Below are 24,875 nucleotides of genomic sequence, written 5' to 3'. Positions count from 1 at the left end.
GAACCACCCCCATGGCACGTCGTACCCGGCTCGACGCCGAACTCGTCCGTCGCGGCCTGGCCCGGTCCCGGGAGCAGGCCGGTGCGTTGATCGAGGCCGGTCGGGTCCAGTTGCGCGGAGTGCCCGCGCGTAAGGCCGCCGCGATGGTCGACCCGGCCGATCCGCTGCTGGTGACCGGGGCGGACCCGATCGAGGAGTACGTCTCCCGGGGTGGGCACAAGCTGGCCGGTGCGCTGGCCGCGTTCGGTCCCGGTGGGTTGCGGGTGGCGGGCCGGCGGTGCCTGGACGCCGGGGCGTCGACCGGGGGGTTCACCGACGTGCTGTTGCGCGCCGACGCGGCCGAGGTGGTCGCGGTGGACGTCGGCTACGGGCAGCTCGCCTGGTCGCTGCGGACCGACGACCGGGTACGGGCGATGGACCGGACCAACGTGCGGACGCTGACCCCGGAGGTGATCGGTGGGGCGGTGGACCTGACCGTGGCGGACCTGTCGTTCATCTCGCTGCGGTTGGTGCTGCCCGCGCTGGCGGGCTGCACCCGTACCGACGGGGACCTGGCGCTGATGGTCAAGCCGCAGTTCGAGGTGGGCAAGGAGCGGGTCGGCGCGGGCGGGGTGGTGCGTGATCCGGCGCTGCGGGCCGAGGCGGTGCTGGACGTGGCGGCGACGGCGGCCGGGCTCGGGCTCGGGCTGGCGGGCGTGGCGGCCAGTCCGCTGCCGGGGCCCAGCGGCAACGTGGAGTTCTTCGTGTGGTTGCGCCGGGACGCGCCGCCGGCCGATCCGGGGCGGGTGCGCGCCGTGGTGGACGCCGGCCCGAACGGCCCCGGGCCGGACCCGGTGTCGGGGAAGGTGGCAGGGTGAGCGTGGTCGGTGGCGTCGGGACGGTGTCCCGCGAGGGCGGACGGGAGGCGGGTCCGGTGGACCTCGACGATGGTGGGGCTGGCCGGGCGCGGCGTGGGCGGTGGCACCGGTGAGCCGGACGGCCCTGCTGGTGACGCACACCGGGCGGCGGCGCAGCACCGAGCACGCGCGGGCGGTCGCCGCCGACCTGATCGCGGCCGGTTTCGAGGTGCGGGTGGTGGCCGAGGAGGCCGATGATCTCGACCTGCCCGGGGTGGTGCCGGTGGACGGTCTCCAGGCGGCGGAGGGTGCCGAGATCGTCTTCGCGCTCGGCGGGGACGGCACGTTCCTGCGGGCGGCGGAGCTGGCCCGGCCGGCGAAGGTGCCGCTGCTCGGGATCAACCTGGGCAAGGTGGGGTTCCTGGCCGAGGCCGAGATCGACGATCTCGACACGGCGGTGCGGGACGTGGTGGGGCGCAACTACACGGTGGACGAACGGCTCACCCTCGACGTCACGGCCGAGTTCGAGGGTGGCCCGACGATCGAGTCGTGGGCGCTCAACGAGATCAGCGTCGAGAAGGGCGAGCGCGCCCAGATGCTGGAGTTGCTGGTCGACGTGGACGGTCGCCCGCTGTCCCGGTACGGCTGCGACGGTGTGGTGTGCGCCACGCCGACGGGGTCGACGGCGTACGCGTTCTCCGGTGGGGGGCCGGTGGTCTGGCCGGAGGTGGAGGCGCTGCTGCTGGTGCCGATCAGCGCGCACGCGCTGTTCAGCCGGCCGCTGGTGACCGCGCCGACGTCGACGTTCGTCATCACGGTCGATCCGTTCACCACGCTGGCGGTGCTGTGTTGTGACGGCCGGCGGGTCTACGACCTGCCGCCGGGGGCGACGGTGACGGTGCGTCGGGGTGCGCTGCCGGTGCGGGTGGTGCGGTTGCGGGACCGGCCGTTCACCGACCGGCTGGTGGCGAAGTTCGATCTGCCGGTGCAGGGTTGGCGCGGTAGCCGCCGCTGATCGGGGCCGGTGCGGGTGTCCGTGGTCACCTGCGGGGCCGTCCACCAGCGGCGCTGCGCCGGTGGAGGATTTCCTGCCGGTGCGGTGCCCCGTGCCGGCTGGTCAACTGTCGCAGCACGCGTCTACTGTCGGGTGCTGTGCTGGAAGAGCTGCGGATCACCGGACTGGGCGTCATCGAGGACACCACCCTGCCGCTGGCCGGCGGGATGAACGTCATCACCGGTGAGACCGGTGCCGGCAAGACGATGGTGGTGACCGGTCTCGGCCTGCTGTTCGGCGGCCGGGCCGACGCGGGTCGGGTGCGGGCCGCGCCGGGGCGGGCGACGGTCGAGGGGCGGTTGCGGCTCGCCGGCCGGGTGGCCGACGTGGTGCACGCCCGGATCGTGGACGCCGGTGGCGGACCCGACGACGACGGTTCGCTGCTGATGAGCCGGACGGTGACGGTGGAGGGGCGGTCCCGGGCGCACCTGGGCGGCCGGAGCATGCCGGTGTCGATGCTCGGTGAGGTCGGCGAGCAGGTGGTGGCGGTGCACGGCCAGTCCGACCAGCTGCGGCTGCTGCGGCCGGCCGAGCAGCGGGCGGCGCTGGACCGGTTCGCCGGGCCGGGGCACGAGAAGCTGGTCGACGCGCTGCGGGAGGCGTACGGGCGGTGGCGGCAGGTGGTCGACGACCTGGCCGACCGGCGCAGCAACGCCCGTGCCCGGCACCAGGAGGCCGATCTGCTGCGGTTGGGCCTCGACGAGATCACCCGGGTCGATCCGCAGCCCGGTGAGGACGACGAGTTGAAGGCCGAGGTGCAGCGGCTGGAGCACGCCGAGGGGTTGCGGACGGCGGCGCAGTTGGCGCATCTGTGCGTGGCCGGCGGGGTGGAGGCGGCCGACGACACGCCGGACGCGACGGCGTTGCTGGGCACGGCCCGTCGGACCCTGGAGGCGCAGGCCGGCACCGATCCGGCGCTGGGCGAGCTGGCCGGCCGGTTGGAGGAGGCGGCCACCCTGGTGGCGGACGTCTCGGCGGAGCTGTCGACGTATCTTGCGGCGTTGGACGCCGACCCGGCCCGGTTGCAGACGATCTACGAGCGGCGGGCCGCGTTGCGGGCGTTGACGCGCAAGTACGCCGACGACGTCGACGGGGTGATCGCGTGGGCGGAGCGGGCCCGGACCCGGTTGTCCGACCTGGACACCTCCGACGAGCTGCTCGACGAGTTGGACCGGGAGGCGCAGCGGCTGGCCGGTGAGGTGGCCGAGTTGGCCGGGCGGCTGTCGGTGTCCCGGCAGGAGGCGGCGGTGCGGTTCGCCGAGCAGGTGACGGTGGAGTTGGCGGGTCTGGCGATGCCGCACGCGCGGATCGAGGTGGCGGTGCTGCCCCGGCCGGCCGGGCGGTCCGAGCCGACGTTACCGGTCAACGGGGTCGAGTGCGGGGTCGGCCCGGACGGCGCCGACGAGGTGGAGTTGCGGTTGCTGGCGCATCCGGGTGCGCCGTCGTTGCCGTTGCAGCGGGGTGCCTCCGGGGGTGAGCTGTCGCGGGTGATGCTCGCCATCGAGGTGGTGTTCGCCGGTTCGGGTGGTCCGCCGACGCTGGTGTTCGACGAGGTCGACGCGGGTGTGGGTGGGCAGGCGGCGGTGGAGATCGGTCGGCGGTTGGCCCGGTTGGCGCGCAGTCACCAGGTGTTGGTGGTGACGCACCTGCCGCAGGTGGCGGCGTTCGCCGACCGGCACCTGGTGGTGGCGAAGGACACCGGGGGTGCGGTGACGACCAGCGGGGTGCGGGTGGTGGAGGACACCGAGCGGGCCCGGGAGCTGGCGCGGATGCTCGCGGGTTTGCCGGATTCGGATCTGGGTATCGCCCATGCCGAGGAGCTGCTGGCCGTCGCGGCGAAGGAAAGGCGGCCCTGAGGGCAACGATTGTGAGCGGAGGCACACCGGCCTGCGCTCTGGTGTGCTTCCCTGGGTAGGCGGCCCTGCTCAGGCATGTCGCGACGAAAATGCCTGCCTCCCATGCCAGGATGGTCACGATGCGTCTACCCACGTTGCGCCGGGCCCGGAACGCGGAACCGGACTCAGTTCTCGGCACCGCACGTCTGGATCGCCGTACGAAGCGGCTGGTCGGCCGGCTCCGCCCCGGCGACATCGCGGTGATCGACCACGTCGATCTGGACCGGGTGGCGGCCGATTCGCTGGTCGCGGTCGGTGTCGCGGCGGTGCTCAACGCCAAGCCGTCGGTGTCGGGCCGGTACCCGAACCTCGGTCCGGAGGTGCTGGTCGGTGCCGGCATCGTGCTGCTCGACGACCTCGGCGAGGGGGTGTTCGAGCGGATCCGGGAGGGTGACACGGTCCGGATCGAGGGCAACACCGTCTTCCTGGGCGACGAGCCGGTCGCGCACGGTGACCTCCAGGATGCCGAGACGGTCGCCAAGGCGATGTCCGACGCCCGGGAGGGCCTGTCGGTGCAGTTGGAGGCGTTCGCCGCCAACACGATGGACTACCTGCGTCAGGAGCGGGACCTGCTGCTCGACGGGGTGGGTGTTCCCGAGATCCAGACCCCGGTGCAGGGGCGGCACTGCCTGATCGTGGTCCGGGGTTACGACTACAAGGCCGACCTGGATGTGCTGCGCCCGTACATCCGGGAGTTCAAGCCGGTGCTGATCGGCGTGGACGGCGGGGCCGACGCGCTGGTCGAGGCGGGGTACACCCCCGACATGATCATCGGGGACATGGATTCGGTCACCGACGACGTGTTGCGGTGCGGCGCCGAGGTGATCGTGCACGCCTACCCGGACGGCCGGGCACCGGGTCTGGCCCGGGTCAACGGGCTGGGGGTGCCGGCGATCACCTTCCCGGCGGCGGCGACCAGCGAGGACCTGGCGATGCTGCTGGCCGACGAGAAGGGCGCCTCGCTGCTGGTCGCGGTGGGTACCCACGCCACGCTCGTGGAGTTCCTGGACAAGGGGCGCGGGGGGATGGCCTCGACGTTCCTCACCCGGCTGAAGGTCGGCGGGAAGCTGGTCGACGCCAAGGGGGTGAGCCGGCTGTACCGGCAGAGCATCTCCGGGTCGTCGCTGCTGTTGCTGGTCCTGTCGGCGATCGCCGCGATGGCGTCGGCCGTGGCGGTCTCCACCGTCGGCAAGGCGTATTTGGGTGTGGTCTCCGAGTGGTGGGACAATTTCGTGTTCCAGCTCGGCCAGCTCTTCTAGCTCCCGATCGATCAAGAGGCTGCAAGCGTGATCAACTTCCGGTACCACGTGGTGTCCCTGACCGCGGTCTTCCTGGCGTTGGCGATCGGCCTGGTGGTCGGCACGGCCGCCCTCAACGGGCCGGTCGCCGACTCGCTCAAGGAGACCGTCAACTCGCTGCGCAAGGACAACCAGCAGATGCGGCAGTCGGTCAACAGCCTGCAGAAGGAACTGGACATGGAGGAGGACTTCGCCGCCGAGATGGCGCAGATCATCCTCCCGGGCAAGTTGACCGGCAAGCGGGTCATGGTGCTCAGCCTGCCCACCGGGCGGGAGCACACCGAGGGTGTGCTGAAGATGCTCCAGACCGCCGGGGCCACCGTGACCGGCCGGGTCGACATCCAGGACAAGTTCGTCAACCCGGACAACAACACCAGCCTGATGGAGTTGGCCGTCACCGCCGCCCGGCCCACCGCCCCCGCATCGGCGCTGCCCGGCAACGGCAACGGCGTGGAGACCTCCAGCGCCCTGCTGGCCAGCGTCCTGCTCGACCGGTCGCAGGGCACCCCCGCGGTGACCGAAGCCGACCGGCGGGCGGTACTGGCCGCGTACGTCAACGCCGGCTACCTGACCAGCGAGGAGAAGGTCACCGGCCCGGCCGAGGCCGTGGTGGTGGTCAGCGGGCAGCCGTACGTCGACAAGGACTCGGCGAAGAAGGACGAGTCGGTGGTGAAGATCGCCGAGCAGTTCGACCGGACCGGCGCGATCGTCGTCGGCGGCAACGGTTCCGCCGGCGGCAACCTGGTGGCCGTGGTCCGTGGCGACCCGGTGCTCGCCCAGACCATCTCCACCGTCGACAACGCCAACACCGTGCAGGGGCAGCTGGTCACCAGCCTGGCCCTGGTGCAACAGCTCACCGAGAAGCGGACGGGTCAGTACGGCGTCGGCGACAACGCCACGTTGGTGCCTAGACTGCCCCAGTGAACGAACCACGTACCCCGGTGACCGGTTACCACCCGTCCGCCCCGTCCGGCGGTGCCGCATGAGCGGGATCGGGCGGCTGCTCGCCGCCGCCGCCGGTGCCGCTGCCGCCCGGTACGCGCTGCGGGAGGCCCGTACCTCTCCGGCGGGGCCGGCGCTGGAACGCACCAACTTCCGGGGCCGTACCGTCAGCCTCGCCGCCGGGCCGGCGCTGGCCGTCGGGGCGTCCGGCGCGGGGGCGCTCGGCGCGGCCAGTGTCCCGGCCGGCGCGGCGGTGCTCGTCGCGGGTCTCGGCGCAGGCGCGGTCGGCCTCTACGACGACGTGGTCGGTGCCCGTCCGGAGCAGAAGGCCGCCAAGGGTTTCGCCGGTCACCTCGCCGCCCTGCGGGCCGGTCGGGTCACCGCCGGCATGGTCAAGGTCGCCGGGGTGGGTGCGGCCGGGCTCGCCGCGGCCGTGCTGCTCGCCGCCGACCCGAAGGTCGCCGCGCACCCCCGCCGGCAGCGCCACGGCGCGCTCGGCCGCACCGCCGACGTGCTGCTCGGCGCGGGGGTGGTCGCCGGCACCGCCAACCTGCTCAACCTGCTGGACCTGCGCCCCGGCCGGGCGTTGAAGTCGGGGGTGCTGCTCGGTGTGCCGCTGGCCGGTGGCCCGCACGCCGGTATCGCCGCCGGTGCGGTCGGCGCCGCCGCCGGGCTGCTCGACGAGGACCTCGGCGAGCGGGTGATGATCGGCGACAGCGGGGCCAACGCGCTCGGCGCGCTGCTGGGGGTGGCCCTGGCCGCCCGCACCGGCCCGCTCGGCCGGGCCGGTCTGCTCGCGGTCCTCGCCGGGCTCACCGCGGCCAGCGAGAAGGTCAGCTTCACGGCGGTCATCCAGCGCACCCCGGTGCTGCGGGAACTCGACGCGCTGGGCCGGCGATCCGACTGACGTGACCAGACCGGCCCCCCTCGCCGGCACCGGTCGGGTGGCCGGCGCCGCCGCCCTCATCGCCGTGCTCACCGTCCTGGCCCGGCTCGCCGGGTTCGGCCGGACCGCGGTGTTCACCTGGGTCGTCGAGGACAGCGACCTCGGCGGCATGTACGTCATCGCCAACACCGTGCCGAACATCATCTTCGAGATCGTGGCCGGTGGGGCGCTGGCCAGTCTCGTCGTACCGCTGCTGGCCGGGCCGGTCGCGGCCGGCGACCGGCGGGCGGTGGCCGCGACCACCGGGGCGCTGCTGACCTGGACGGTGACCCTGCTGGTGCCGCTGGCGGCGCTGGTGGCGGTGCTCGCCGACCCGATCGTGGCGGCGATCTCCGACGGACGGTCCCCGGCGGAGGTGGCCGCCGGGGCGCGGATGCTTCGGGTGTTCGCCCCGCAACTACCCCTCTACGGCATCGGGATCGTGCTCACCGGGGTGCTCCAGGCACACCGCCGGTTCGCCTGGCCGGTCGTCGCGCCGCTGCTGTCCAGCCTCACCGTCGTGGTGGTCTACGTGGTCTTCGGTGCCACCCAGGGGCGGGACGCGAGCATCGCGCAGGTGAGCCGGGCCGGTGAGCTGATCCTCTCCGGCGGCACCACCCTCGGGGTGGTGGTGCTGTCGTTGTCGCTGCTGGTCCCGCTGCGTCGGCTCGGGCTGACCTGGCGGCCCGGCTACACGTTCCCCGCCGACGCGCGGGCCCGTGTCGGTGGGCTCGCCGTCGCCGGGGCGGTCACCGTCACCGCCCAGCAACTCGCCCTGGTGGTCATCCTCAACCGGGTCTCCGGCGGCCCGACCGGCTCCCCGCAGGTGTACAACCTCGCCCAGACCATCTACCTGCTGCCCTGGGCGGTGCTGGCGGTGCCGCTGGCGGTCGCCGCGTACCCGGGCCTGTCGGCCGCCGCCGCGACCGGCGACGACGACGGCTACCGCACCACCGTCGCCTCGACCACCCGGGGGGTGCTGCTGTTCGGCTTCCTCGGCGCGGCGGCGCTGATCGGCACCGCCGAACCGGTCGGCCGGTTCTTCCCGCTCGGCGCGGAGCCGACCGCCGCCGCGATCGCCGGGTTCGCCCCCGGCCTCGTCGGCTACGGCCTGTTCGCGGTGCTGTCGCGGGCCCTCTACGCCCGGGGCGCCACCCGGGCCGCCACCGCCGCCATCACCACCGGATGGCTGGTGGTGCCGCTGGTCGCGCTCCCGCTTTCGGCGCTGGTGCCGCGCGCCGACCGGGTGCTGGCCGTCACCCTGGCCAACTCCGTCGGCATGCTGCTGCTCGGGGCGCTGCTGGTCGTCGCCGTACGCCGCAGTGCCGGGCCGGCGGCACTGGCCGGTGCCGGTCGGGCCGCCACCGCCGGCCTGCTGGCGGCGCTGGTCGCCGCCCCGGCCGGTGGGCTCACCGCCCGGCTGGCCGCCGGCGGCGGCACCCCGACGACAGCCGGGGCACTCGTGCAGGGCATGCTGTCCGGGGCCGTGGTCGGCGCGCTGTTCCTCGCCGTCGCCTGGCTGGTGGACCGGCGGGACGTCGGGCCGCTGCTCACCGGCGTGCGACGTCGGCTGGGCGGCCGGCGACCGGCGGGTGACCCGCAGGACGGCGTTGCGCGCGACGCCGGTGACGGGAAGGAGACCCTCTCCCCATGACCGACGCGACGTCCGCCCCCGACGCCCGGGGCACGGTGGTGCTGCTGCTCGCCTCCAGCACCGGCGGGGTGGGCCAGCACGTCCGGTCGGTGGCGCGTGGGCTCGTCGAGGCCGGCCAGCCGGTGCTGGTCTGCGGCCCGGCCGCCACCGCCGAGCAGTTCGACTTCACCGCCACCGGGGCCCGCTTCACCCCGGTGGAGATCTCGGCCAACCCCACCCCCGCCGACGCCCGCGCGGTCACCGCGCTGCGCCGGGCGCTGGCCGGCCAGCGGGTGCGGGTGCTGCACGCCCACGGGCTGCGCGCCGGGCTGGTCGCCGCGCTCGCCCGGCCCGAGTCGCCGCTCGTGGTCACCTGGCACAACGCGGTGCTCGCCGGCGGGTTGCGCGGGCGGCTGTCCCGGCTCGCCGAACGGGTCGTCGCCCGGTCCGCCCGGGTGGCCCTGGGCGCCTCCACCGACCTGGTGCAGCGGGCCGCCGCGCTGGGCGCCACCGACGCCCGGCTCGCCCCGGTCGCCGCCCCGGCACTGCCCGCCCCGCGTCGCCGCCGCACCGCCGTACGCGCCGAGTTCGGTGTCGCCGCCGGACAGCCGCTGGTGCTCTCCGTCGGCCGGCTGCACCCGCAGAAACGCTACGACGTGCTCGTCGACGCCGCCGCCAGGTGGCGTACCCGCACCCCACCGCCGGTGGTGGTGATCGCCGGCAGCGGCCCCGCCTACCTGCCGTTGGCCGCCCGGATCTCCGCCGCCCGCGCCCCGGTGACGCTGCTCGGGCACCGTACCGACGTGGCGGACCTGCTCGCCGGGGCCGACCTGGCGGTGGTGACCAGCGACTGGGAGGCGCGGCAACTGTTCGCCCAGGAGGCGCTGCGGGCCGGCGTACCGCTGGTGGCGACCGCCGTCGGTGGGCTGCCCGAGCTGGTCGGCGACGGCGCGCTGCTGGTCCCGCCCGGTGACGTGGACGCGGTCGACGCGGCCGTCCGGTCGCTGCTGGACGACCCGAGCCTGCGTGCCGACCTGGCGAAGCGGGGTGCCACCCGGGCCGCCACCTGGCCCACCGAGGCCGACACCGTCGCCGCCTTGCGGGCCCTCTACACCGAGCTGGACGCCGACCCGGCCGGCCGCGCCGGGGCGTCCACCCCTGGCACCGACACCCCCTCGACGGGACGCGCCTGATGCTGCGCCGATTCACCCCGGTCCTGCTCACCCTGGTCGTGGTGGCGCTCGGGGTCACCGCCCTGGCCGCCCGCCCCGACAGCAGCCCACCCCGGCGCAGCGCCGACTACGTGGTGCTGGCCGGGGTGGCGGGGTTGCGCTGGTCGGACGTCGATCCGCAGAGCACCCCGACGCTGTGGCGGATGGCCCAGCAGGGTTCCATCGGTTCGCTGTCGACCCGTTCCGCGCACCGCCCGACGTGCCCGGTGGACGGCTGGCTCACCCTCGGCGCGGGCAGCTACGCCGGCTGGAACGGCAGCCGCCGGCCGGGCGGGTGCCCGCCGGCCTCGGTGACCGTGGAGCAACCCGACGGGATCGGCGCGAACCTGCCCGACCAGGAGCGGGTGGTCGCCTACAACGCCGACCGGCAGCCGTGGGGCACGGTGCCCGGTTCGCTGTCGGAGTCGGTGCGCTGCTCGGTGGCGGTCGGCCCCGGAGCCGCCGTCGCCGCCGCCCGCCCCTTCGGCCGCGTCGACCGGTACGCCCCGGCGCTGCCGGCCGACCCGTCCGGGCTGCTCGGCTCATGTGTGCTGAGCATCGTCGACCTGGGCACGGTCAGCGGCACCGACCCGGCCGACCGGCGGGCCGACGCCCGGCGGGCCGACGAGGCGTTGGCGAAGGTGCTGGCGGCCCGACCGCCGCGGTCGCTGGTGCTGGTCGCCGGGGTGTCCGACACGGAAGCGCCGGCCCGGCTGCACGTGGTCGTCGCCGACGGTCCGGGCTGGGAGAACGGCTGGCTCACCTCCGCCAGCACCGGCCGGGAGGGCTACCTGCAACTGGTCGACCTGGCGCCGACGGCGTTGACCGCGCTGGGCCGCCCGCTGCCCGAGCGGCTGTTCCTGGGCCGCCCGGCAGTCAAGGTCGACGGTCGCCCGGACGACCTGGCCGCTGCCATCGCCGCCCCGGCCGACGCCGACCGGGAGGCCGCCGCCCAGCGGGCCGTGGCCGGCTGGTTCTTCGGGCTGCTCGCCGCCGCCCAGATCATCCTGGCGGTCGCGGTGCTGCCGTTGCTGCGTCGGGCGCGGCGGCTGGCCGGCCCGCACAGCCCGCCGCCGGTGTCGCCGCGGATCGTGGCGGCCGTGGAGCTGCTGCTGATCGCCGTCGCGTTGGCGGTGCCCGCGGCGCTGCTCGCCGACGCGGTGCCGTGGTGGCGGGGCGACCACGCGGGGGCGTACTTCGCAGTGGTGACGGTCGCCTTGATCGTCGGCGCGACGGCCCTGGTCCGGTTCACCCCCGGCCACGACCGCACCCTCGGTCCGCTCGGCGCGGTCGCCGGCCTGGCCACCCTGGTGGTCGGCGCGGACGTGCTCAGTGGCGCCCGGTTGCAGCTCAACGGGGTGGTCGGCTACTCGGCCCTGGAGGGGGGCCGGTTCTCCGGCCTCGGCACCGTGGGCCTGGGGGTGTTCCTCGCCGGTTCGCTGCTGAGCGCCGGCTGGCTGGCGCAGCGGGTCCGCCGGCAGTGGCGGCCGATGGTGGTGGTGGCGGTCGGCGGGCTGGCCGTGGTGGTGGTCGGCAGCCCCTACCTGGGGGCCGACTCGATCGGGGCGATCGCGTTGACCGCCGGGGTGGCGGTGGCCGCCGCGATCAGCACCGGCGGCTGGTTGACGGTCAGCCGGCTGGTCTGGGCGACCATGGCCGGGTTGGCGTTGACCATCGGGTTCGCGGTGGTGGACCTGCGCCGCCCGGTGGAGGAGCGGGGGGCGTTGGGCCGGTTCCTGACCGCCCTGGGTGAGGGCACCGGCGGGTTGACCGTGCACCGGTCCAGCACGGCCAACTTCCAGACCCTGGTGAACAGCCCGTTGACGGTGCTGGCGGTGGTCGGGGTGCTGCTGGTGTGGTTCGCGCTGCTGCAACCCTGGGGTGGGCTGATGCGGCTGTTCGGCATCTACCCGGCGATCCGGGCGGCGTTCGCCGGCACGGCCCTGGCCTCGGTGATCGCCGGGCTGCTCGGTGGTGCCGCGCTGGACGTGGCCGGGGCGGCCGGGGCGCTGGTGGTGCCGATGGCGGCGCTGGCCTCGCTGCGGGTGCTGGACCACTCCACCGACCGTACCCAGCCGGGCACCGGCAATCCCCGTCCGGTCGGCCCGGGTGGTGGTCCGTCCGGCGGCACCCCCTCCGGCGGTCGACCCGACGACGGTGGGTCGGCCCGCGCGGGCGACGGCACCGACGCCGCGGCGGCGTCCGACGGCACCGACACCGCGGCGGCCTGCGACGGTGGCGGGACGGACGGGCCGGTCGACGGCGGCGCCGACGCCCCGGACGCCGGGGCCCGGCCGGCTGGCCGCAGCGCATCGCGGGTGCCGGTGGCGCGGACCGCCACGCCGGTGGTGTCGACCGCGACCGGGGCGGCGGGCGGCCGGCCCGACGTCGGGGCCGGATAGCCCGAGGTCGGATGCGACGCCAGGTGGCCCCGGGAGAGGTGTTACCGTGGAATCCCGTGGATCGCGTGATCACTTGATCGGCACGGCGGTTCGCACGACCGCTACGGACGACACGGGAGCAGGCCTTGGCCCCATCAGCACGCACGACCCGGCACATCTTCGTCACCGGGGGCGTCGCCTCCTCGCTCGGTAAGGGCCTCACCGCCTCCAGCCTCGGCAATCTGCTCACCGCACGCGGGCTGCGGGTGGTCATGCAGAAGCTCGACCCCTACCTCAACGTCGACCCCGGGACGATGAACCCGTTCCAGCACGGCGAGGTGTTCATCACCGAGGACGGCGCGGAGACCGACCTCGACGTCGGGCACTACGAGCGGTTCCTCGACCGGGACCTCTCCGGCAAGGCCAACGTCACCACCGGCCAGATCTACTCCGACGTGATCGCCAAGGAGCGGCGCGGCGAGTACCTGGGCGACACCGTCCAGGTCATCCCGCACATCACCAACGAGATCAAGGCCCGCATCGTCGGTATGGCCGACCCGGACGCCGACGGCCAGATCCCCGACGTGGTGATCACCGAGGTCGGCGGCACCGTCGGCGACATCGAGTCGCTGCCGTTCCTGGAGGCGATCCGGCAGGTGCGCCACGACCTGGGCCGGGACAACTGCTTCTACCTGCACGTGTCGCTGGTGCCCTACCTCGCCCCGTCGGGGGAGTTGAAGACCAAGCCGACCCAGCACTCGGTGGCGCAACTGCGCAACATCGGCATCCAGCCCGACGCGATCGTGCTGCGCTGCGACCGGGAGATCCCGGAGAAACTGAAGCAGAAGCTGTCCCTCTACTGCGACGTGGACGCCGAGGCGGTCGTCGCCGCCCCGGACGCGCCGAGCATCTACGACATCCCCAAGGTGCTGCACCGCGAGGGGCTCGACGCGTACGTGGTGCGCCGGCTCGGCCTGTCCTTCCGGGACGTCGACTGGACCCGCTGGGACGACCTGCTGGAGCGGGTGCACCAGCCGCACCACACGGTCACCGTGGCGGTCGTCGGCAAGTACGTCGACCTGCCGGATGCCTACCTGTCGGTCAGCGAGGCGATCCGGGCCGCCGGGTTCGGCCACCGGGCCCGGGTGCAGCTGCGCTGGGTGCCCAGCGACGACTGCGTCACCCCGGCCGGCGCGGCGGCGGCCCTGTCCGGCGTGGACGGCATCGTCATCCCCGGCGGGTTCGGCGTGCGCGGCATCGAGGGCAAGATCGGCACCGCCCGGTACGCCAGGGAGAACGGGGTGCCGCTGCTCGGGCTCTGCCTCGGCCTGCAGTGCATGACCATCGAGGTCGCCCGCCACCTGGCCGGCCTCGACGCGGCGAACTCCCTGGAGTTCGACGAGGACGCCAAGCACCCGGTCATCGCCACCATGGCCGACCAGGAGGACATCGTCGCCGGCCGGGGTGACCTCGGCGGCACCATGCGGCTGGGGGCGTATCCGGCGACGCTGGCCGAGGGGTCGATCGTGGCCGAGGCGTACGGGGCCACCGAGATCAGCGAGCGGCACCGGCACCGCTACGAGGTGAACAACGCCTACCGGGACCAGCTCACCAGGGCGGGCCTGCACATCTCCGGTACCTCCCCGGACGGCCGGCTGGTCGAGTTCGTGGAGTTGGACCGCAGTCTGCACCCGTTCTTCGTGGCCACCCAGGCGCACCCGGAGCTGAAGAGCCGCCCGACCCGCCCGCACCCGCTGTTCGCCGGGTTCGTCAAGGCGGCCGTGGCGTACTCGCAGGCCGACCAGTTGCCGGTGGACCTCGACCCGGCCCCCGGGGCGGCGACGCCCGAGACGGCGAGGAAGGCGCAGGCGGCGGCGAAGAACGCGTCCCGCAACGGCGCGCAGGCGACGGCGTCGTCCGCGTCGTGAGCGCCGTCGAGCACCGGTACGAGCTGCGCTCCCGGGTGCAGCGGTACGCCGGGCGGATCTTCACGGTGGTCACCGACGAGGTGACCATGCCCGGTGGGGGCACCGCCACCCGCGACTACGCCCGGCACGTCGGCGCGGTCGCCGTGGTCGCCCTCGACGATGCCGGTCAGGTGGTGCTGGTGCGGCAGTACCGGCAGCCGGTCGGCCGGCACCTGTGGGAGCTGCCCGCCGGGCTGATGGACGTCGCCGGTGAGGACCTGCCGGTGGCCGCCGCCCGGGAGTTGGCCGAGGAGGCCGACCTGACCGCCGCCCGGTGGGACCTGCTGGTCGACGTGCACACCTCGCCGGGGTTCTCCGACGAGGTGGTCCGGGTGTTCCTCGCCCGGGAGTTGGCCGAGGTGCCCGTCGGGCAGCGGCACGAGCGGCACGACGAGGAGGCCGACCTGCAGGTCGTCCGGATCGACCTGGACGAGGCGGTCGGTATGGCGCTGGCCGGGGAGATCACCAACGGTCCGTGCGTGGCCGGGCTGCTGGCCGCCGCGCGGGCCCGCGACGCCGGCTGGTCGGTGCTGCGCCGCGCCGACACCCCGCTGCACCGCTGAATCCGTACGCCGACAGGGGCCGCCGCGGTACGCCGCGCGGCCCCTGCGTCGTTCGCCCGTCCCGGCCGGCCCGGTGCGTCACGACGTCGTTGCGGGAGCGTTTCCCGTCCGGCGGTCGGGGCCACGCGGTGCGACGATGGGTGTGACGCCGAACGGCAGGCCCGCGCGGTATGCCTGACACACCGTCAGGCGCACCGGGCACCGGTTGTCACTGTGCCGCCCGTCGGGGGCCGGCGGCACGCCTAGACTGCCGCCGGCGGGAACGGTGGACCGCGTCGGCAACGGGGCCGGCGGGGCACCGCGCAGTCCGGGGTGCGGCACCCCGGAGGAAGGTGTCTCACGTGAAGGTCGGAATCCCCCGCGAGGTCAAGAACCACGAGTACCGCGTGGCGATCACGCCCGCGGGCGTCAACGAGTTCGTCCGCCACGGTCACCAGGTCTTCGTCGAGGCCGGCGCCGGTGTCGGGTCCAGCCTCACCGACGACGAGTTCGCCGCCGCCGGGGCCACCATCCTCGGCACCGCCGACGAGGTGTGGGACACCGCCGAGCTGGTTCTGAAGGTCAAGGAGCCGATCGCCGAGGAGTACCACCGGATGCGCGCCGGGCAGGTGCTCTTCACCTACCTGCACCTGGCCGCGTCCAAGGAGTGCACCGACGCGCTGGTCGACCGGCAGGTCACCGGCATCGCCTACGAGACCGTCGAGCTGCCCGACCGGTCGCTGCCGCTGCTCGCCCCGATGTCCGAGGTGGCCGGCCGGCTCGCCCCGCAGGTCGGCGCGTACCACCTGCAGCGGCAGGGCGGCGGGCGGGGCATCCTGATGGGTGGCGTCTCCGGGGTGTACGCGGCGAAGACCGTGGTCATCGGCGCGGGCGTGTCCGGGATGAACGCCGCCGCGATCGCGCTGGGCCTGCAGGCCGAGGTGCTGCTGCTGGACAAGAACGTGGCCCGGCTGCGGCAGGCCGACGCCATCTACCGGGGCCACCTGCAGACGGTCGCCTCCAACGCGTACGAGATCGAACGGGCGGTGCTCGACGCGGACCTGGTCATCGGCGCGGTCCTCGTCCCCGGTGCGAAGGCCCCGACGCTGATCTCCAACGAGCTGGTGTCCCGGATGAAGCCGGGCAGCGTGCTTGTCGACATCTCCATCGACCAGGGTGGCTGCTTCGAGGACTCCCGCCCCACCACGCACGCCGAGCCGACCTACCAGGTGCACGACTCGATCTTCTACTGCGTGGCGAACATGCCCGGCGCGGTGCCGCACACCAGCACCTACGCGCTGACCAACGTGACCCTGCCGTACGCGCTGGAGCTCGCCAACCAGGGCTGGCGCGACGCGTTGCGCCACGACCCGGCCCTGGCGCTGGGCCTGAACACCCACGACGGTCGGGTCGTCTACGGCCCGGTCGCCGAGGCACACGGCATGGCCACCCTTCCGCTGGAGGAGGTGCTGGCCTGACCGGGCCCACGACGCACGCCCCGGCACCCGACGCCCCGCCCGAAGCGGCCGTGGACGCGGTGCCGGGGGCGAGCGGTGCCGGGGGCGGGGCGGGCGGGGAGCCCGCGCCGGCCCTGCGGCGGGCCGTGCGCGGCTACCTCGACCACCTCACCGTCGAGCGGGGACTGTCGACCAACACCCTCACCTCGTACCGGCGGGACCTGGAGCGGTACCTGGACACCCTGGCCGCCGCCGGGGTACGCGACCTGGCCGCTGTTGACGCCCGGCAGGTCGAGGCGCACCTGGCCCGGCTGCGCGCCGGTGACGACGACCATCCGCCGCTGGCGGTGACGTCGGCCGCGCGGGCCGCGTCCGCGGTACGCGGGCTGCACCGGTTCGCCGTCCGTGAGGGCCTGGCCGGCGACGACCCCAGCCGCGACGTGCGCCCGCCCACCCCGGCCCGGCGGCTGCCCCGGGCGCTGCCGGTCGACGACGTGGTCCGGCTGCTGGAGACCGCCGGCCCGGTCACCGCCACCGGCGACGGGGCGGCGCTCGCGCTGCGCGACCGGGCGCTGCTGGAGTTCCTGTACGGCACCGGCGCGCGGATCTCCGAGGCGGTCGGCGCGGCCGTCGACGACCTGGACGTCGACGAGGGCACCGCCCTGCTGCGCGGCAAGGGCGGCCGGACCCGGCTGGTGCCCATCGGCGGGTACGCCGTCGAGGCGCTGCGCGCCTACCTGGTGCGGGCCCGGCCGGCGCTGGTGGCCGCCGGGCGGGGCACCCCGACGGTGTTCGTCAACGCCCGGGGCGGGCCGTTGACCCGGCAGGGGGCGTGGACGGTGCTGCGGCGGGCCGCCCGCCGGGCCGGACTGCCGGTGGACGGGCCACACGCCGTCTCCCCGCACACCCTGCGCCACTGCTACGCCACCCACCTGCTCGACGGCGGCGCGGACGTCCGGGTGGTGCAGGAGTTGCTCGGCCACGCCTCGGTCACCACCACCCAGGTGTACACGTTGGTCACCGTGGACCGGCTCCGCGAGGTGTACGCCACCACGCACCCCCGCGCCCGCGACGGGGACCCCCCGCCGGCCCGCTGACCGGCCGCTATGCCCGACACGCCGGACCGGTGCCGAACGCGCTGGTCGTCGGTGGCGTAGAGTCGGCATCGGCGCGGACCTCCTGGGCGACAACCGGGGTGCGCAGCGGCGCTGCGAAGGACGTCGGAGTGTTCCGACGCCGGGTGGTCGTCGGGAGGGGGCAACGAGGACATGGCTGGCAACGGTGACCGTGCCGACGCCTGGACGTCGGAGCTCCGTGAGCAGCAGGCGTCGCTCGGCGCCGACCTGGGCCCGGCCGATCCGGCGGCCTACACGATGCGCAAGCCGATCCCCGAGCCGATGCCCACCGACCGGCACGGCCCGGCGCGGATCATCGCGATGGCCAACCAGAAGGGTGGCGTGGGCAAGACCACCACCACCATCAACCTGGGCGCGGCGCTGGCCGAGTACGGCCGTAAGGTGCTGCTCGTCGACTTCGACCCGCAGGGTGCGCTGTCAGTGGGCCTCGGGGTCAACCCGCACAACCTCGACCTGTCCGTCTACAACCTGCTCATGCAGGACGACGTCATCGCCGAGGACGTCCTGATCAAGACGGACGTGGCCGGCCTGCACCTGCTGCCCGCCAACATCGACCTGTCGGCCGCCGAGATACAGCTGGTCAACGAGGTCGCCCGGGAGATGGCCCTGGCCCGGGTGCTGCGGACCATCCGCAAGGAGTACGACTACATCCTGATCGACTGTCAGCCCTCGCTGGGTCTGCTGGCGATCAACGCGCTGACCGTCGCGCACGGCGTGCTCATCCCGCTGGAGTGCGAGTTCTTCAGCCTGCGCGGGGTGGCGCTGCTGCTGGACACCATCGACAAGGTGCGTGAGCGGCTCAACTTCGACCTGGAACTCGAGGGCATCCTCGCCACCATGTACGACAGCCGCACCACCCACTGCCGGCAGGTGCTGCAACGGGTGGTCGAGGCGTTCGGCGACAAGGTCTACCAGACCGTCATCACCAAGACGGTCAAGTTCCCCGAGTCCACGGTGGCCGGTGCGCCGATCACCACCCTCGACCCGGCCTCCTCGGGGGCCCGCAACTACCGGCAGTTGGCCCGTGAGGTGATCGCGGCCCAGGCCGACCGGTAGGCCGGGGTGCACGCCGGGGCGTCCCGGTCGGCGACGACGTCCGGGACGTGGACTACGGTCGTCCGGTGACCGCGCCACCGCTCGACCCGCCGACGACCCCGCAGCAGCCGCCCGTGCTGGCCGCCGAGGTCGCCGCCGACGTGGCGACCGACCCGGCGGGGGTGCCGCAGGCCGGGCAGAGCGGCTTCACCGTCCGGCTGGCGAACTTCACCGGCCCGTTCGACCTGCTGCTGCAACTGATCAGCAAACACAAGCTGGACGTCACCGAGGTGGCGTTGCACACCGTCACCGACGAGTTCATCTCCTACCTCCGCGCCATGGGCGACGAGTGGGACCTCGACGAGACCAGCGAGTTCCTGCTCATCGCCGCGACCCTGCTCGACCTGAAGGCGGCCCGGCTGCTGCCGTCGGCCGAGGTGGAGGACGAGGAGGACCTCGCCCTGCTGGAGGCCCGGGACCTGCTCTTCGCCCGGCTGTTGCAGTACAAGGCGTACAAGGAGGCGGCGGCGCACATCGCCGAGCTGGAGGCGGTCGGCGGTCGGCGCTACCCGCGGGCGGTCACCCTGGAACCCCGCTACGCCGAGGCCCTGCCCGACCTGGTGCTCGGCATCGGCCCGGAACGGCTGCTGAAGCTCGCCGTGCGGGCGATGAGCCCGAAGCCGGTGCCCGAGGTGTCCATCGCCCACGTGCACCTGGTCCGGGTCAGCGTGCGGGAACACGCGGCGGTCATCGCCGAGCGGCTACGCCGGGCCGGGGTCGCCACCTTCGCCCTGCTCTGCGCCGACTGCGAGATCACCCTGGAGGTGGTTGCCCGCTTCCTGGCCCTGCTGGAGCTGTACCGGGAGGGGCTGGTCGCGTTCGTCCAGGAGGAGGCCCTGGAGGAGCTGACGGTGCGCTGGACCGGCCCCGCCGAGGGCGGTGCCGAACTGCACGTCGACGAGTACGCCGGCAGCCCCGCCGACCCCGACCCGGCCGGGCCCGCCACCGACACCCCGGCCGCCGCCACGCCCGGCCCGGTGACTGCGCAGGAGAACTGATGAGCGACGAGGAGCGCCGGGACTCGCTGGCCGACCAGGCCGCCGCCTGGATTCCCCCGTGGGAGCGGCCCGCCCCGCAGCGCAAGCCCGCACCCGGCGCGCCGGACTCCGGGGCCGAGGACGCTCCCGTCCCGTCGGCAACGGACACCGTCGACGAACTCCCCGCTGCGGCGGCACCACCCGCAGCCGACGGCGAGACAGCCGACGGCGAGACCGCCGACGGCGAGACCGCCGACGCCGGGACGGCCGGTCCCGAGCCTGCTACCGACGGGACACCCGAACCCGGACCCCCCGACGAGGACGTGACCGCAGCCGCCGTGACCGCAGCCGCCGTGACCGCAGCCGGCGGGGCGGCTGGCAGCGACACCGGGCCGGAGGCGGCGGGGGAGCGGGGCACCGTACCGAAGCGGCAGCCGGCCGGGCGACGGCGGGCGACTGCCGCCCCGCCGCCGGCACCCGAACTCGACGACGCGGAGCTGCGCGGCGCGTTGGAGGCCATCCTGCTGGTGGTCGACGAACCGGTCAGCGAACTGGTGCTGGCGCAGGTGCTGGAACAGAAACCGGAGCGGATCGGGCCGGTACTCGACGACATCGCGGCCGGCTACACCGCCGCCGGGCACGGGTTCGAGCTGCGCCGGGCGGCCGGCGGGTGGCGGCTGTACACCAGGCCGGAATACGCGACGTACGTGGAACGGTTCGTGCTGGACGGGCAGTCGGTCCGGTTGACCCAGGCCGCCCTGGAGACACTCGCGGTGGTCGCCTACAAGCAGCCGGTGACCAGGGGTCGGGTGTCGGCCATCCGGGGTGTCAACTGTGACGGGGTGCTCCGTACCCTGGTCTCCCGGGGGTTGGTCGAGGAGTGCGGCACCGAACCGGACAGTGGGGCGTTCCTCTACCGGACCACCACGATGTTCCTGGAGAAGCTGGGCCTGGACTCGGTCGCCGACCTGCCCCCGCTAGCCCCGTTCCTCCCCGACGACGTAGAAGAGCTTGCCGATGCCACGCGATAACCGTTCCCCCAAGCCCGACGCCCCCGTGTACGAGGGCGCCGAGCGTCTCCAGAAGGTGCTCGCCGCCGCCGGCGTCGGTTCCCGACGTGCCTGCGAGGATCTGATCTTCCGGCGTCGGGTGACCGTGAACGGGCGGGTCGCCCAGCTCGGGGACAAGGTCGATCCCGCCACCGCCGTGATCCACGTCGACGGGGAACGCCTGCAGGCCGACAACCGCCTGGTGTACGTGGCGATGAACAAGCCGCGCGGGGTGGTCACCACGATGGCCGACGAGAAGGGCCGCAACGAGCTGGCCGAGTTCATCGGCAACCGGGTCGAGCAGCGGGTCTACCACGTCGGGCGGCTCGACGCCGACAGCGAGGGCCTGCTGCTGCTCACCAACGACGGCACCCTGACCCACAAGCTGATGCACCCGTCGTACCAGGTGCTCAAGACCTACCTGGCCGAGGTGGCCGGGCCGATCCCGCGTAACCTCGGCAAGCGGCTGCTGGCCGGCGTCGAGCTGGAGGACGGGCCGGTCAAGGTCGACTCGTTCAAGGTGGTGGACACCCTGGGGCGAACCGCCCAGGTGGAGCTGAGCCTGCACGAGGGACGCAAGCACATCGTCAGGCGGCTGCTGGCCGAGGTCGGGCACCCGGTGTCCCGGCTGGTGCGTACCTCGATCGGGCCGATCAAGCTCGGTGACCTGCGCACCGGGCGGATCCGGCGGCTGACCAACGCGGAGGTCGCCGCACTGTTCAAGGCCGTGGGTGACTGACCCCGTCGGTACCGGGTACCGCTGCCGGTAGGCTTTCCGGCGGTCCACGGGCCACCGGCTGGCGCGGGTCGCCCCGGCGGTGGCGCGTGCGACCCACCCGCGAGGCGCGGGCATGATTGACGACGATGGACTACCGCTCAACGGCGCCGGAGCACCGGCGACCCGCGAGGTACGGGCTGAGGAGGACAACGGTGGAGGAAAACGTACGGGCCGGGCGCTGCGTGGTCGCTGTGGACGGGCCGTCCGGTTCGGGTAAGTCCACCGTCTCGCGGCGGCTCGCCGCCGGCCTCGGTGCCCGCTACCTGGACACCGGTGCGATGTACCGGGCGATCACCTGGGCGGTGCTGCGTTCCGGCGTCGACCTGGCCGACGCCGCCGCGGTGGGCAAGGTCGCCGGGGAGGTCGAGCTGCGCATCGGCACCGACCCCCAGGGGTACGCCGTGACCGTTGACGGGGTGAACGTCGACCGGGAGATCCGGGGTCCCGAGGTGACCGGCGCGGTCTCCGCGGTGGCCGCCGTCCCGGCGGTGCGGGCGCTGCTCGTGGCCCGGCAGCGGGAACTGATCACCCACGCCGGCCGGATCGTCGTGGAGGGCCGGGACATCGGTGCCGTGGTCGCCCCCGACGCCGACCTGAAGGTCTACCTGACCGCCTCCGAGGCGGCCCGGGCCCGGCGGCGCAGTGCCGAGGACGCCGTCGACGTCGCGGCGACCGCCGCGGATCTGGCCCGCCGGGACCGGCTCGACTCCACCCGCACGGTCGACCCGCTGCGGCAGTCCGCCGACGCCGTCGAACTGGACACCACCGAGCTGGGCATCGACGAGGTCGTCGACCGTCTGCGTGAGCTGCTCACCGAGCGGGGAGTGGCATGAGCGACGGCTGGGTGGAGCTGCGCGAACCGGATGTCGAGGTCGACGAGCCGACCGGTCCGCAGCCGGTGGTGGCCGTGGTGGGCCGCCCCAACGTGGGCAAGTCGACGCTGGTCAACCGGATCATCGGCCGCCGGCAGGCGGTCGTCGAGGACGTCCCCGGGGTGACCCGGGACCGGGTGCCCTACGACGCGCAGTGGAACGGCCGCTCGTTCACGGTGGTGGACACCGGCGGTTGGGAACCGGACGCGAAGGACCGGGCGGCGGCGATCGCCGCGCAGGCCGAGACGGCGGTACTCACCGCCGACGTGGTGATCTTCGTGGTCGACGCGATGGTCGGCTCGACCGATGTGGACGAGGCCGCGGTGCGGATGCTGCGGCGCAGCGCCAAGCCGGTGATCCTGGTGGCCAACAAGACCGACAACAGCGCCATCGAGCTGGAGGCCACCTCGCTGTGGTCGCTGGGGCTCGGCGAGCCGCACCCGGTCTCGGCCCTGCACGGCCGGGGCTCCGGGGAGTTGCTCGACGCCATCCTCGACGCCCTGCCCGAGGCCCCTAAGATCGTCGAGAACCGGCCGCGCGGCCCCCGCCGGGTTGCGCTGGTCGGCCGGCCCAACGTCGGCAAGTCCAGCCTGCTCAACCGGTTCTCCGGTGAGGAACGGGCGGTCGTCGACTCGGTCGCCGGCACCACCGTCGACCCGGTGGACAGCCTCGTCGAGATCGGTGGCGAGACCTGGCAACTGGTCGACACCGCCGGGCTGCGCAAGCGGGTCGGCAAGGCCAGCGGCACCGAGTACTACGCCAGCCTGCGCACCGCCGGGGCGATCGAGGCGGCCGAGGTGGCGGTGGTGCTGCTCGACTCCAGCGAGCCGATCAGCGAGCAGGACCAGCGGATCCTGACCATGGTCGTCGAGGCCGGCCGGGCCCTGGTGATCGCCTTCAACAAGTGGGACCTGGTCGACGCCGACCGCCGGTACTACCTGGACAAGGAGATCGACCGGGAGTTGCGCCGCATCCCCTGGGCGATCCGGCTCAATCTGTCGGCGCAGACCGGTCGCGCCGTCGACAAGCTCGCCCCCGCGCTGCGCAAGGCGCTGGAGAGCTGGGAGACCCGGGTGCCCACCGCGCAGCTCAACCAGTGGCTCACCGCCCTGGTGCAGGCCACCCCGCACCCGGTGCGCGGCGGCCGGGCCCCGAAGATCCTCTTCGCCACCCAGGCGGGTGTCTCCCCGCCGCGGTTCGTGCTGTTCACCACCGCCCCCCTGGACGCCGGCTACCAGCGTTTCGTCGAGCGCAAGCTCCGCGAGGAGTTCGGCTTCGAAGGCAGCCCGGTGGAGATCTCGGTACGCCCCCGCAAGAAGCTCGGCCCCGGCGGTCGGGGCAAGGCCCACGGCTGACCCGTCACCGGACGAGGGCTGCCGCTCCCACCTCGGGAACGGCAGCCCTCTTTCCTAGGATGCCTTAGGGGTGGTGGCGGTGCCCACCGGCGTGGCGGGGGGCTGTGCGCGCGGTGCGAAGATCCTGCGCTAAGCTGTACCGGCTGCCGCGGGGGAAACCACGCGGGGAGCATCGGGACGTGGCGCAGCTTGGTAGCGCACTTGACTGGGGGTCAAGGGGTCGTCGGTTCGAATCCGGCCGTCCCGACCGGTTGACCTGGGGAGATCTTCCCAGGTATCGGCGGTAACATCCGGTAACGGATGATCTTCGATGGTAGTAACCGCGCCATGGATTGGTCGCCAGTTCCGTCGCCGGCACCCGCTCCGACCTGCGCCGTCGCGCCAATGGCGCGATGGGCTGGCATGTCGCTTAAAGTGCTACAGCTGCCGCCAGATGTCCCTTGGTCGGTTGGCTCGCGATCCTCCTTCTCGCGGCAGGGCCCGTCCGCTGGCACCGCATCGTGGTCACGGTGAGCTGGTGGACAGGGGTCGTCTCGCGGCTGCCGCCTTTTGCAGAACAGGCCGTGCCGATCGCCGCTGATGATGATCAGCGCGCCATCGCCTGGTTGCACCGGTTCCGCCGCCTGCGCAGCCTGGGAAACCGCGGCGACATCCACGAAGGCTTCCTCAGCCTCGCCCGCGCCCTCATCTGCTGGTGCCAACCCAACGTTAGGAGTTCTAGGCACCGACGGTATACGTTCGGATCGTGTCAGTTGACGCAGAGCGAGCGGGCAATGGACTCCGTGCCTTCATCTCGGCAGCCGACTGGGTCAATCTCGGGACATCCGGCGTACAGCGGGTATTCCGCCCCGGTGAACAGCTATGCCGGCAGGGCGACAGCGGTGACCACGTCTTCGTACTCTTGTCGGGGGCCGTCAAGGTGGTCCGAAGCGAGGCTGCGGGCGGCCACGCGGTCCTGACCGTCCGATACGCGGGCGACATAATCGGTGACATCGCGGCCATCGACGGCGGCCGGCGATCCGCCTCGGTGTCCGCGCTCACCGTCCTCACCTGCCGCCTACTGCATGCGCCGGACTTCCGACGTTTCTTGAAACGGCAGGAGGTCGCCGCCGGATTCACCCGCTACGCGTTCAGCCGACTGCGGGAGTCCGACAGCCAGCGCACCGAGCTGGCCGTCCTGCCCGTCCTGCAACGGGTAGCTCGGGCGCTATTGCGCCTGCACGTCGCTGCGGCGATCGACCCCGGTCGGATGACCATCGACCTCCCACAGCAGGACCTAGCGGAGCTCATCGGGGCGTCGCGCAATGCGGTCGTCCTGGCTCTGGGCGTGTTGCGGGCCGAGCGGCTCATCGATACCGGCCGTCGGTGCATCACCATTGTGGACGTCAGGGGTTTGCGCCGCCGCGCAAGCGGGTGATAGCTCCGTCACCTTCCGAGCGCCCAATGGTGGGCAGAGTACGGGTTCAGTGCCA

Annotated in this window: 20 protein-coding genes and 1 tRNA gene; all 21 read left to right on the top strand. The window is 73.6% G+C overall.

The window, feature by feature from the left end; translation table 11 throughout:
• Nucleotides 1-11: 11 nt before the first annotated feature.
• The 21 genes from ACN260_RS18085 (at nucleotide 12) to ACN260_RS17985 (ending at nucleotide 24,820) form a co-directional block, all read left to right on the top strand.
• The gene (locus ACN260_RS18085; protein ID WP_422752240.1) at nucleotides 12-857 is read left to right on the top strand and encodes a TlyA family RNA methyltransferase; all 846 of its coding nucleotides are present in this window, start codon (nucleotides 12-14) and stop codon (nucleotides 855-857) included.
• 109 nt (nucleotides 858-966) lie between these two features.
• Nucleotides 967-1,851, top strand: a complete 885-nt coding sequence (locus ACN260_RS18080) for an NAD kinase (protein ID WP_204928604.1) — start codon at nucleotides 967-969, stop codon at nucleotides 1,849-1,851.
• Nucleotides 1,852-1,988: 137 nt separating this feature from the next.
• Nucleotides 1,989-3,746 (top strand): DNA repair protein RecN, encoded by a 1,758-nt coding sequence (gene recN, locus ACN260_RS18075; RefSeq protein ID WP_422752239.1) that lies wholly within the window; start codon nucleotides 1,989-1,991, stop codon nucleotides 3,744-3,746.
• Between the two features lie 119 nt (nucleotides 3,747-3,865).
• On the top strand, nucleotides 3,866-5,044 hold the full coding sequence (gene steA / locus ACN260_RS18070; RefSeq protein WP_422752238.1) for a putative cytokinetic ring protein SteA: 1,179 nt from the start codon (nucleotides 3,866-3,868) through the stop codon (nucleotides 5,042-5,044).
• 27 nt (nucleotides 5,045-5,071) lie between these two features.
• The gene (locus ACN260_RS18065) at nucleotides 5,072-6,007 is read left to right on the top strand and encodes a copper transporter (RefSeq protein ID WP_422752237.1); all 936 of its coding nucleotides are present in this window, start codon (nucleotides 5,072-5,074) and stop codon (nucleotides 6,005-6,007) included.
• Nucleotides 6,008-6,065: 58 nt separating this feature from the next.
• Complete coding sequence (locus tag ACN260_RS18060) at nucleotides 6,066-6,932, top strand: hypothetical protein (protein ID WP_204962036.1); 867 nt, start codon at nucleotides 6,066-6,068, stop codon at nucleotides 6,930-6,932.
• 1 nt (nucleotide 6,933) lies between these two features.
• Nucleotides 6,934-8,604, top strand: a complete 1,671-nt coding sequence (gene murJ, locus ACN260_RS18055) for a murein biosynthesis integral membrane protein MurJ (protein ID WP_422752236.1) — start codon at nucleotides 6,934-6,936, stop codon at nucleotides 8,602-8,604.
• Nucleotides 8,601-9,776, top strand: a complete 1,176-nt coding sequence (locus tag ACN260_RS18050; RefSeq protein WP_422752235.1) for a glycosyltransferase family 4 protein — start codon at nucleotides 8,601-8,603, stop codon at nucleotides 9,774-9,776. Before murJ ends, ACN260_RS18050 begins: the two co-directional genes overlap by 4 nt.
• On the top strand, nucleotides 9,776-12,196 hold the full coding sequence (locus ACN260_RS18045; protein ID WP_422752234.1) for a hypothetical protein: 2,421 nt from the start codon (nucleotides 9,776-9,778) through the stop codon (nucleotides 12,194-12,196). The genes ACN260_RS18050 and ACN260_RS18045 overlap by 1 nt, the downstream gene beginning before the upstream one ends.
• 125 nt (nucleotides 12,197-12,321) lie before the next feature.
• Nucleotides 12,322-14,103, top strand: a complete 1,782-nt coding sequence (locus ACN260_RS18040) for a CTP synthase (protein WP_422752233.1) — start codon at nucleotides 12,322-12,324, stop codon at nucleotides 14,101-14,103.
• The gene (locus ACN260_RS18035) at nucleotides 14,100-14,705 is read left to right on the top strand and encodes an NUDIX domain-containing protein (protein WP_204962031.1); all 606 of its coding nucleotides are present in this window, start codon (nucleotides 14,100-14,102) and stop codon (nucleotides 14,703-14,705) included. The genes ACN260_RS18040 and ACN260_RS18035 overlap by 4 nt, the downstream gene beginning before the upstream one ends.
• A gap of 341 nt (nucleotides 14,706-15,046) precedes the next feature.
• The gene (ald, locus tag ACN260_RS18030) at nucleotides 15,047-16,162 is read left to right on the top strand and encodes an alanine dehydrogenase (RefSeq protein WP_422752232.1); all 1,116 of its coding nucleotides are present in this window, start codon (nucleotides 15,047-15,049) and stop codon (nucleotides 16,160-16,162) included.
• Nucleotides 16,163-16,212: 50 nt separating this feature from the next.
• Nucleotides 16,213-17,238: a site-specific tyrosine recombinase XerD gene (locus ACN260_RS18025; RefSeq protein ID WP_422752231.1), complete on the top strand. Its 1,026-nt coding sequence runs from the start codon at nucleotides 16,213-16,215 to the stop codon at nucleotides 17,236-17,238.
• Between the two features lie 171 nt (nucleotides 17,239-17,409).
• Entirely contained in the window at nucleotides 17,410-18,333 is a 924-nt protein-coding gene (locus ACN260_RS18020) for a ParA family protein (RefSeq protein ID WP_088644512.1), read from the top strand.
• Between the two features lie 65 nt (nucleotides 18,334-18,398).
• A complete protein-coding gene (locus ACN260_RS18015) occupies nucleotides 18,399-19,370 on the top strand; it encodes a segregation and condensation protein A (RefSeq protein WP_422752230.1) in 972 nt (323 codons plus the stop codon).
• A complete protein-coding gene (gene scpB / locus ACN260_RS18010) occupies nucleotides 19,370-20,380 on the top strand; it encodes an SMC-Scp complex subunit ScpB (RefSeq protein WP_422752229.1) in 1,011 nt (336 codons plus the stop codon). The genes ACN260_RS18015 and scpB overlap by 1 nt, the downstream gene beginning before the upstream one ends.
• Nucleotides 20,367-21,137: a pseudouridine synthase gene (locus ACN260_RS18005; RefSeq protein WP_204962026.1), complete on the top strand. Its 771-nt coding sequence runs from the start codon at nucleotides 20,367-20,369 to the stop codon at nucleotides 21,135-21,137. The genes scpB and ACN260_RS18005 overlap by 14 nt, the downstream gene beginning before the upstream one ends.
• 191 nt (nucleotides 21,138-21,328) lie before the next feature.
• Entirely contained in the window at nucleotides 21,329-22,009 is a 681-nt protein-coding gene (gene cmk / locus ACN260_RS18000; RefSeq protein WP_422752228.1) for a (d)CMP kinase, read from the top strand.
• Nucleotides 22,006-23,403 carry a ribosome biogenesis GTPase Der gene (gene der, locus ACN260_RS17995; protein ID WP_422752227.1) on the top strand — a complete coding sequence of 466 codons (1,398 nt, stop codon included), beginning with the start codon at nucleotides 22,006-22,008 and terminating at the stop codon, nucleotides 23,401-23,403. The genes cmk and der overlap by 4 nt, the downstream gene beginning before the upstream one ends.
• Nucleotides 23,404-23,576: 173 nt before the next feature.
• A tRNA-Pro gene (locus ACN260_RS17990) sits at nucleotides 23,577-23,650 on the top strand.
• Nucleotides 23,651-24,148: 498 nt separating this feature from the next.
• Nucleotides 24,149-24,820 (top strand): Crp/Fnr family transcriptional regulator, encoded by a 672-nt coding sequence (locus ACN260_RS17985; protein ID WP_422752226.1) that lies wholly within the window; start codon nucleotides 24,149-24,151, stop codon nucleotides 24,818-24,820.
• Nucleotides 24,821-24,875: the final 55 nt, after the last annotated feature.

It is taken from the genome of Micromonospora sp. WMMD708 (genome assembly GCF_049315245.1).
GTDB lineage: Bacteria > Actinomycetota > Actinomycetes > Mycobacteriales > Micromonosporaceae > Micromonospora > Micromonospora wenchangensis.
The sequence above is the reverse complement of the archived record's forward strand: the minus strand, read 5'-3'. Positions and strand labels throughout refer to the sequence as shown.

Excerpts from the sequence above, each read along its gene's own strand:
- ACN260_RS18060 (WP_204962036.1), top strand. The coding sequence starts at position 6,066 with ATGAGCGGGATCGGGCGGCTGCTCGCCGCCGCCGCCGGTGCCGCTGCC.
- ACN260_RS18020 (WP_088644512.1), top strand. The coding sequence starts at position 17,410 with ATGGCTGGCAACGGTGACCGTGCCGACGCCTGGACGTCGGAGCTCCGT.
- scpB (WP_422752229.1), top strand. The coding sequence starts at position 19,370 with ATGAGCGACGAGGAGCGCCGGGACTCGCTGGCCGACCAGGCCGCCGCC.
- ACN260_RS18050 (WP_422752235.1), top strand. The coding sequence starts at position 8,601 with ATGACCGACGCGACGTCCGCCCCCGACGCCCGGGGCACGGTGGTGCTG.
- der (WP_422752227.1), top strand. The coding sequence starts at position 22,006 with ATGAGCGACGGCTGGGTGGAGCTGCGCGAACCGGATGTCGAGGTCGAC.
- ACN260_RS18045 (WP_422752234.1), top strand. The coding sequence starts at position 9,776 with ATGCTGCGCCGATTCACCCCGGTCCTGCTCACCCTGGTCGTGGTGGCG.
- ACN260_RS18085 (WP_422752240.1), top strand. The coding sequence starts at position 12 with ATGGCACGTCGTACCCGGCTCGACGCCGAACTCGTCCGTCGCGGCCTG.
- steA (WP_422752238.1), top strand. The coding sequence starts at position 3,866 with ATGCGTCTACCCACGTTGCGCCGGGCCCGGAACGCGGAACCGGACTCA.
- ACN260_RS18005 (WP_204962026.1), top strand. The coding sequence starts at position 20,367 with ATGCCACGCGATAACCGTTCCCCCAAGCCCGACGCCCCCGTGTACGAG.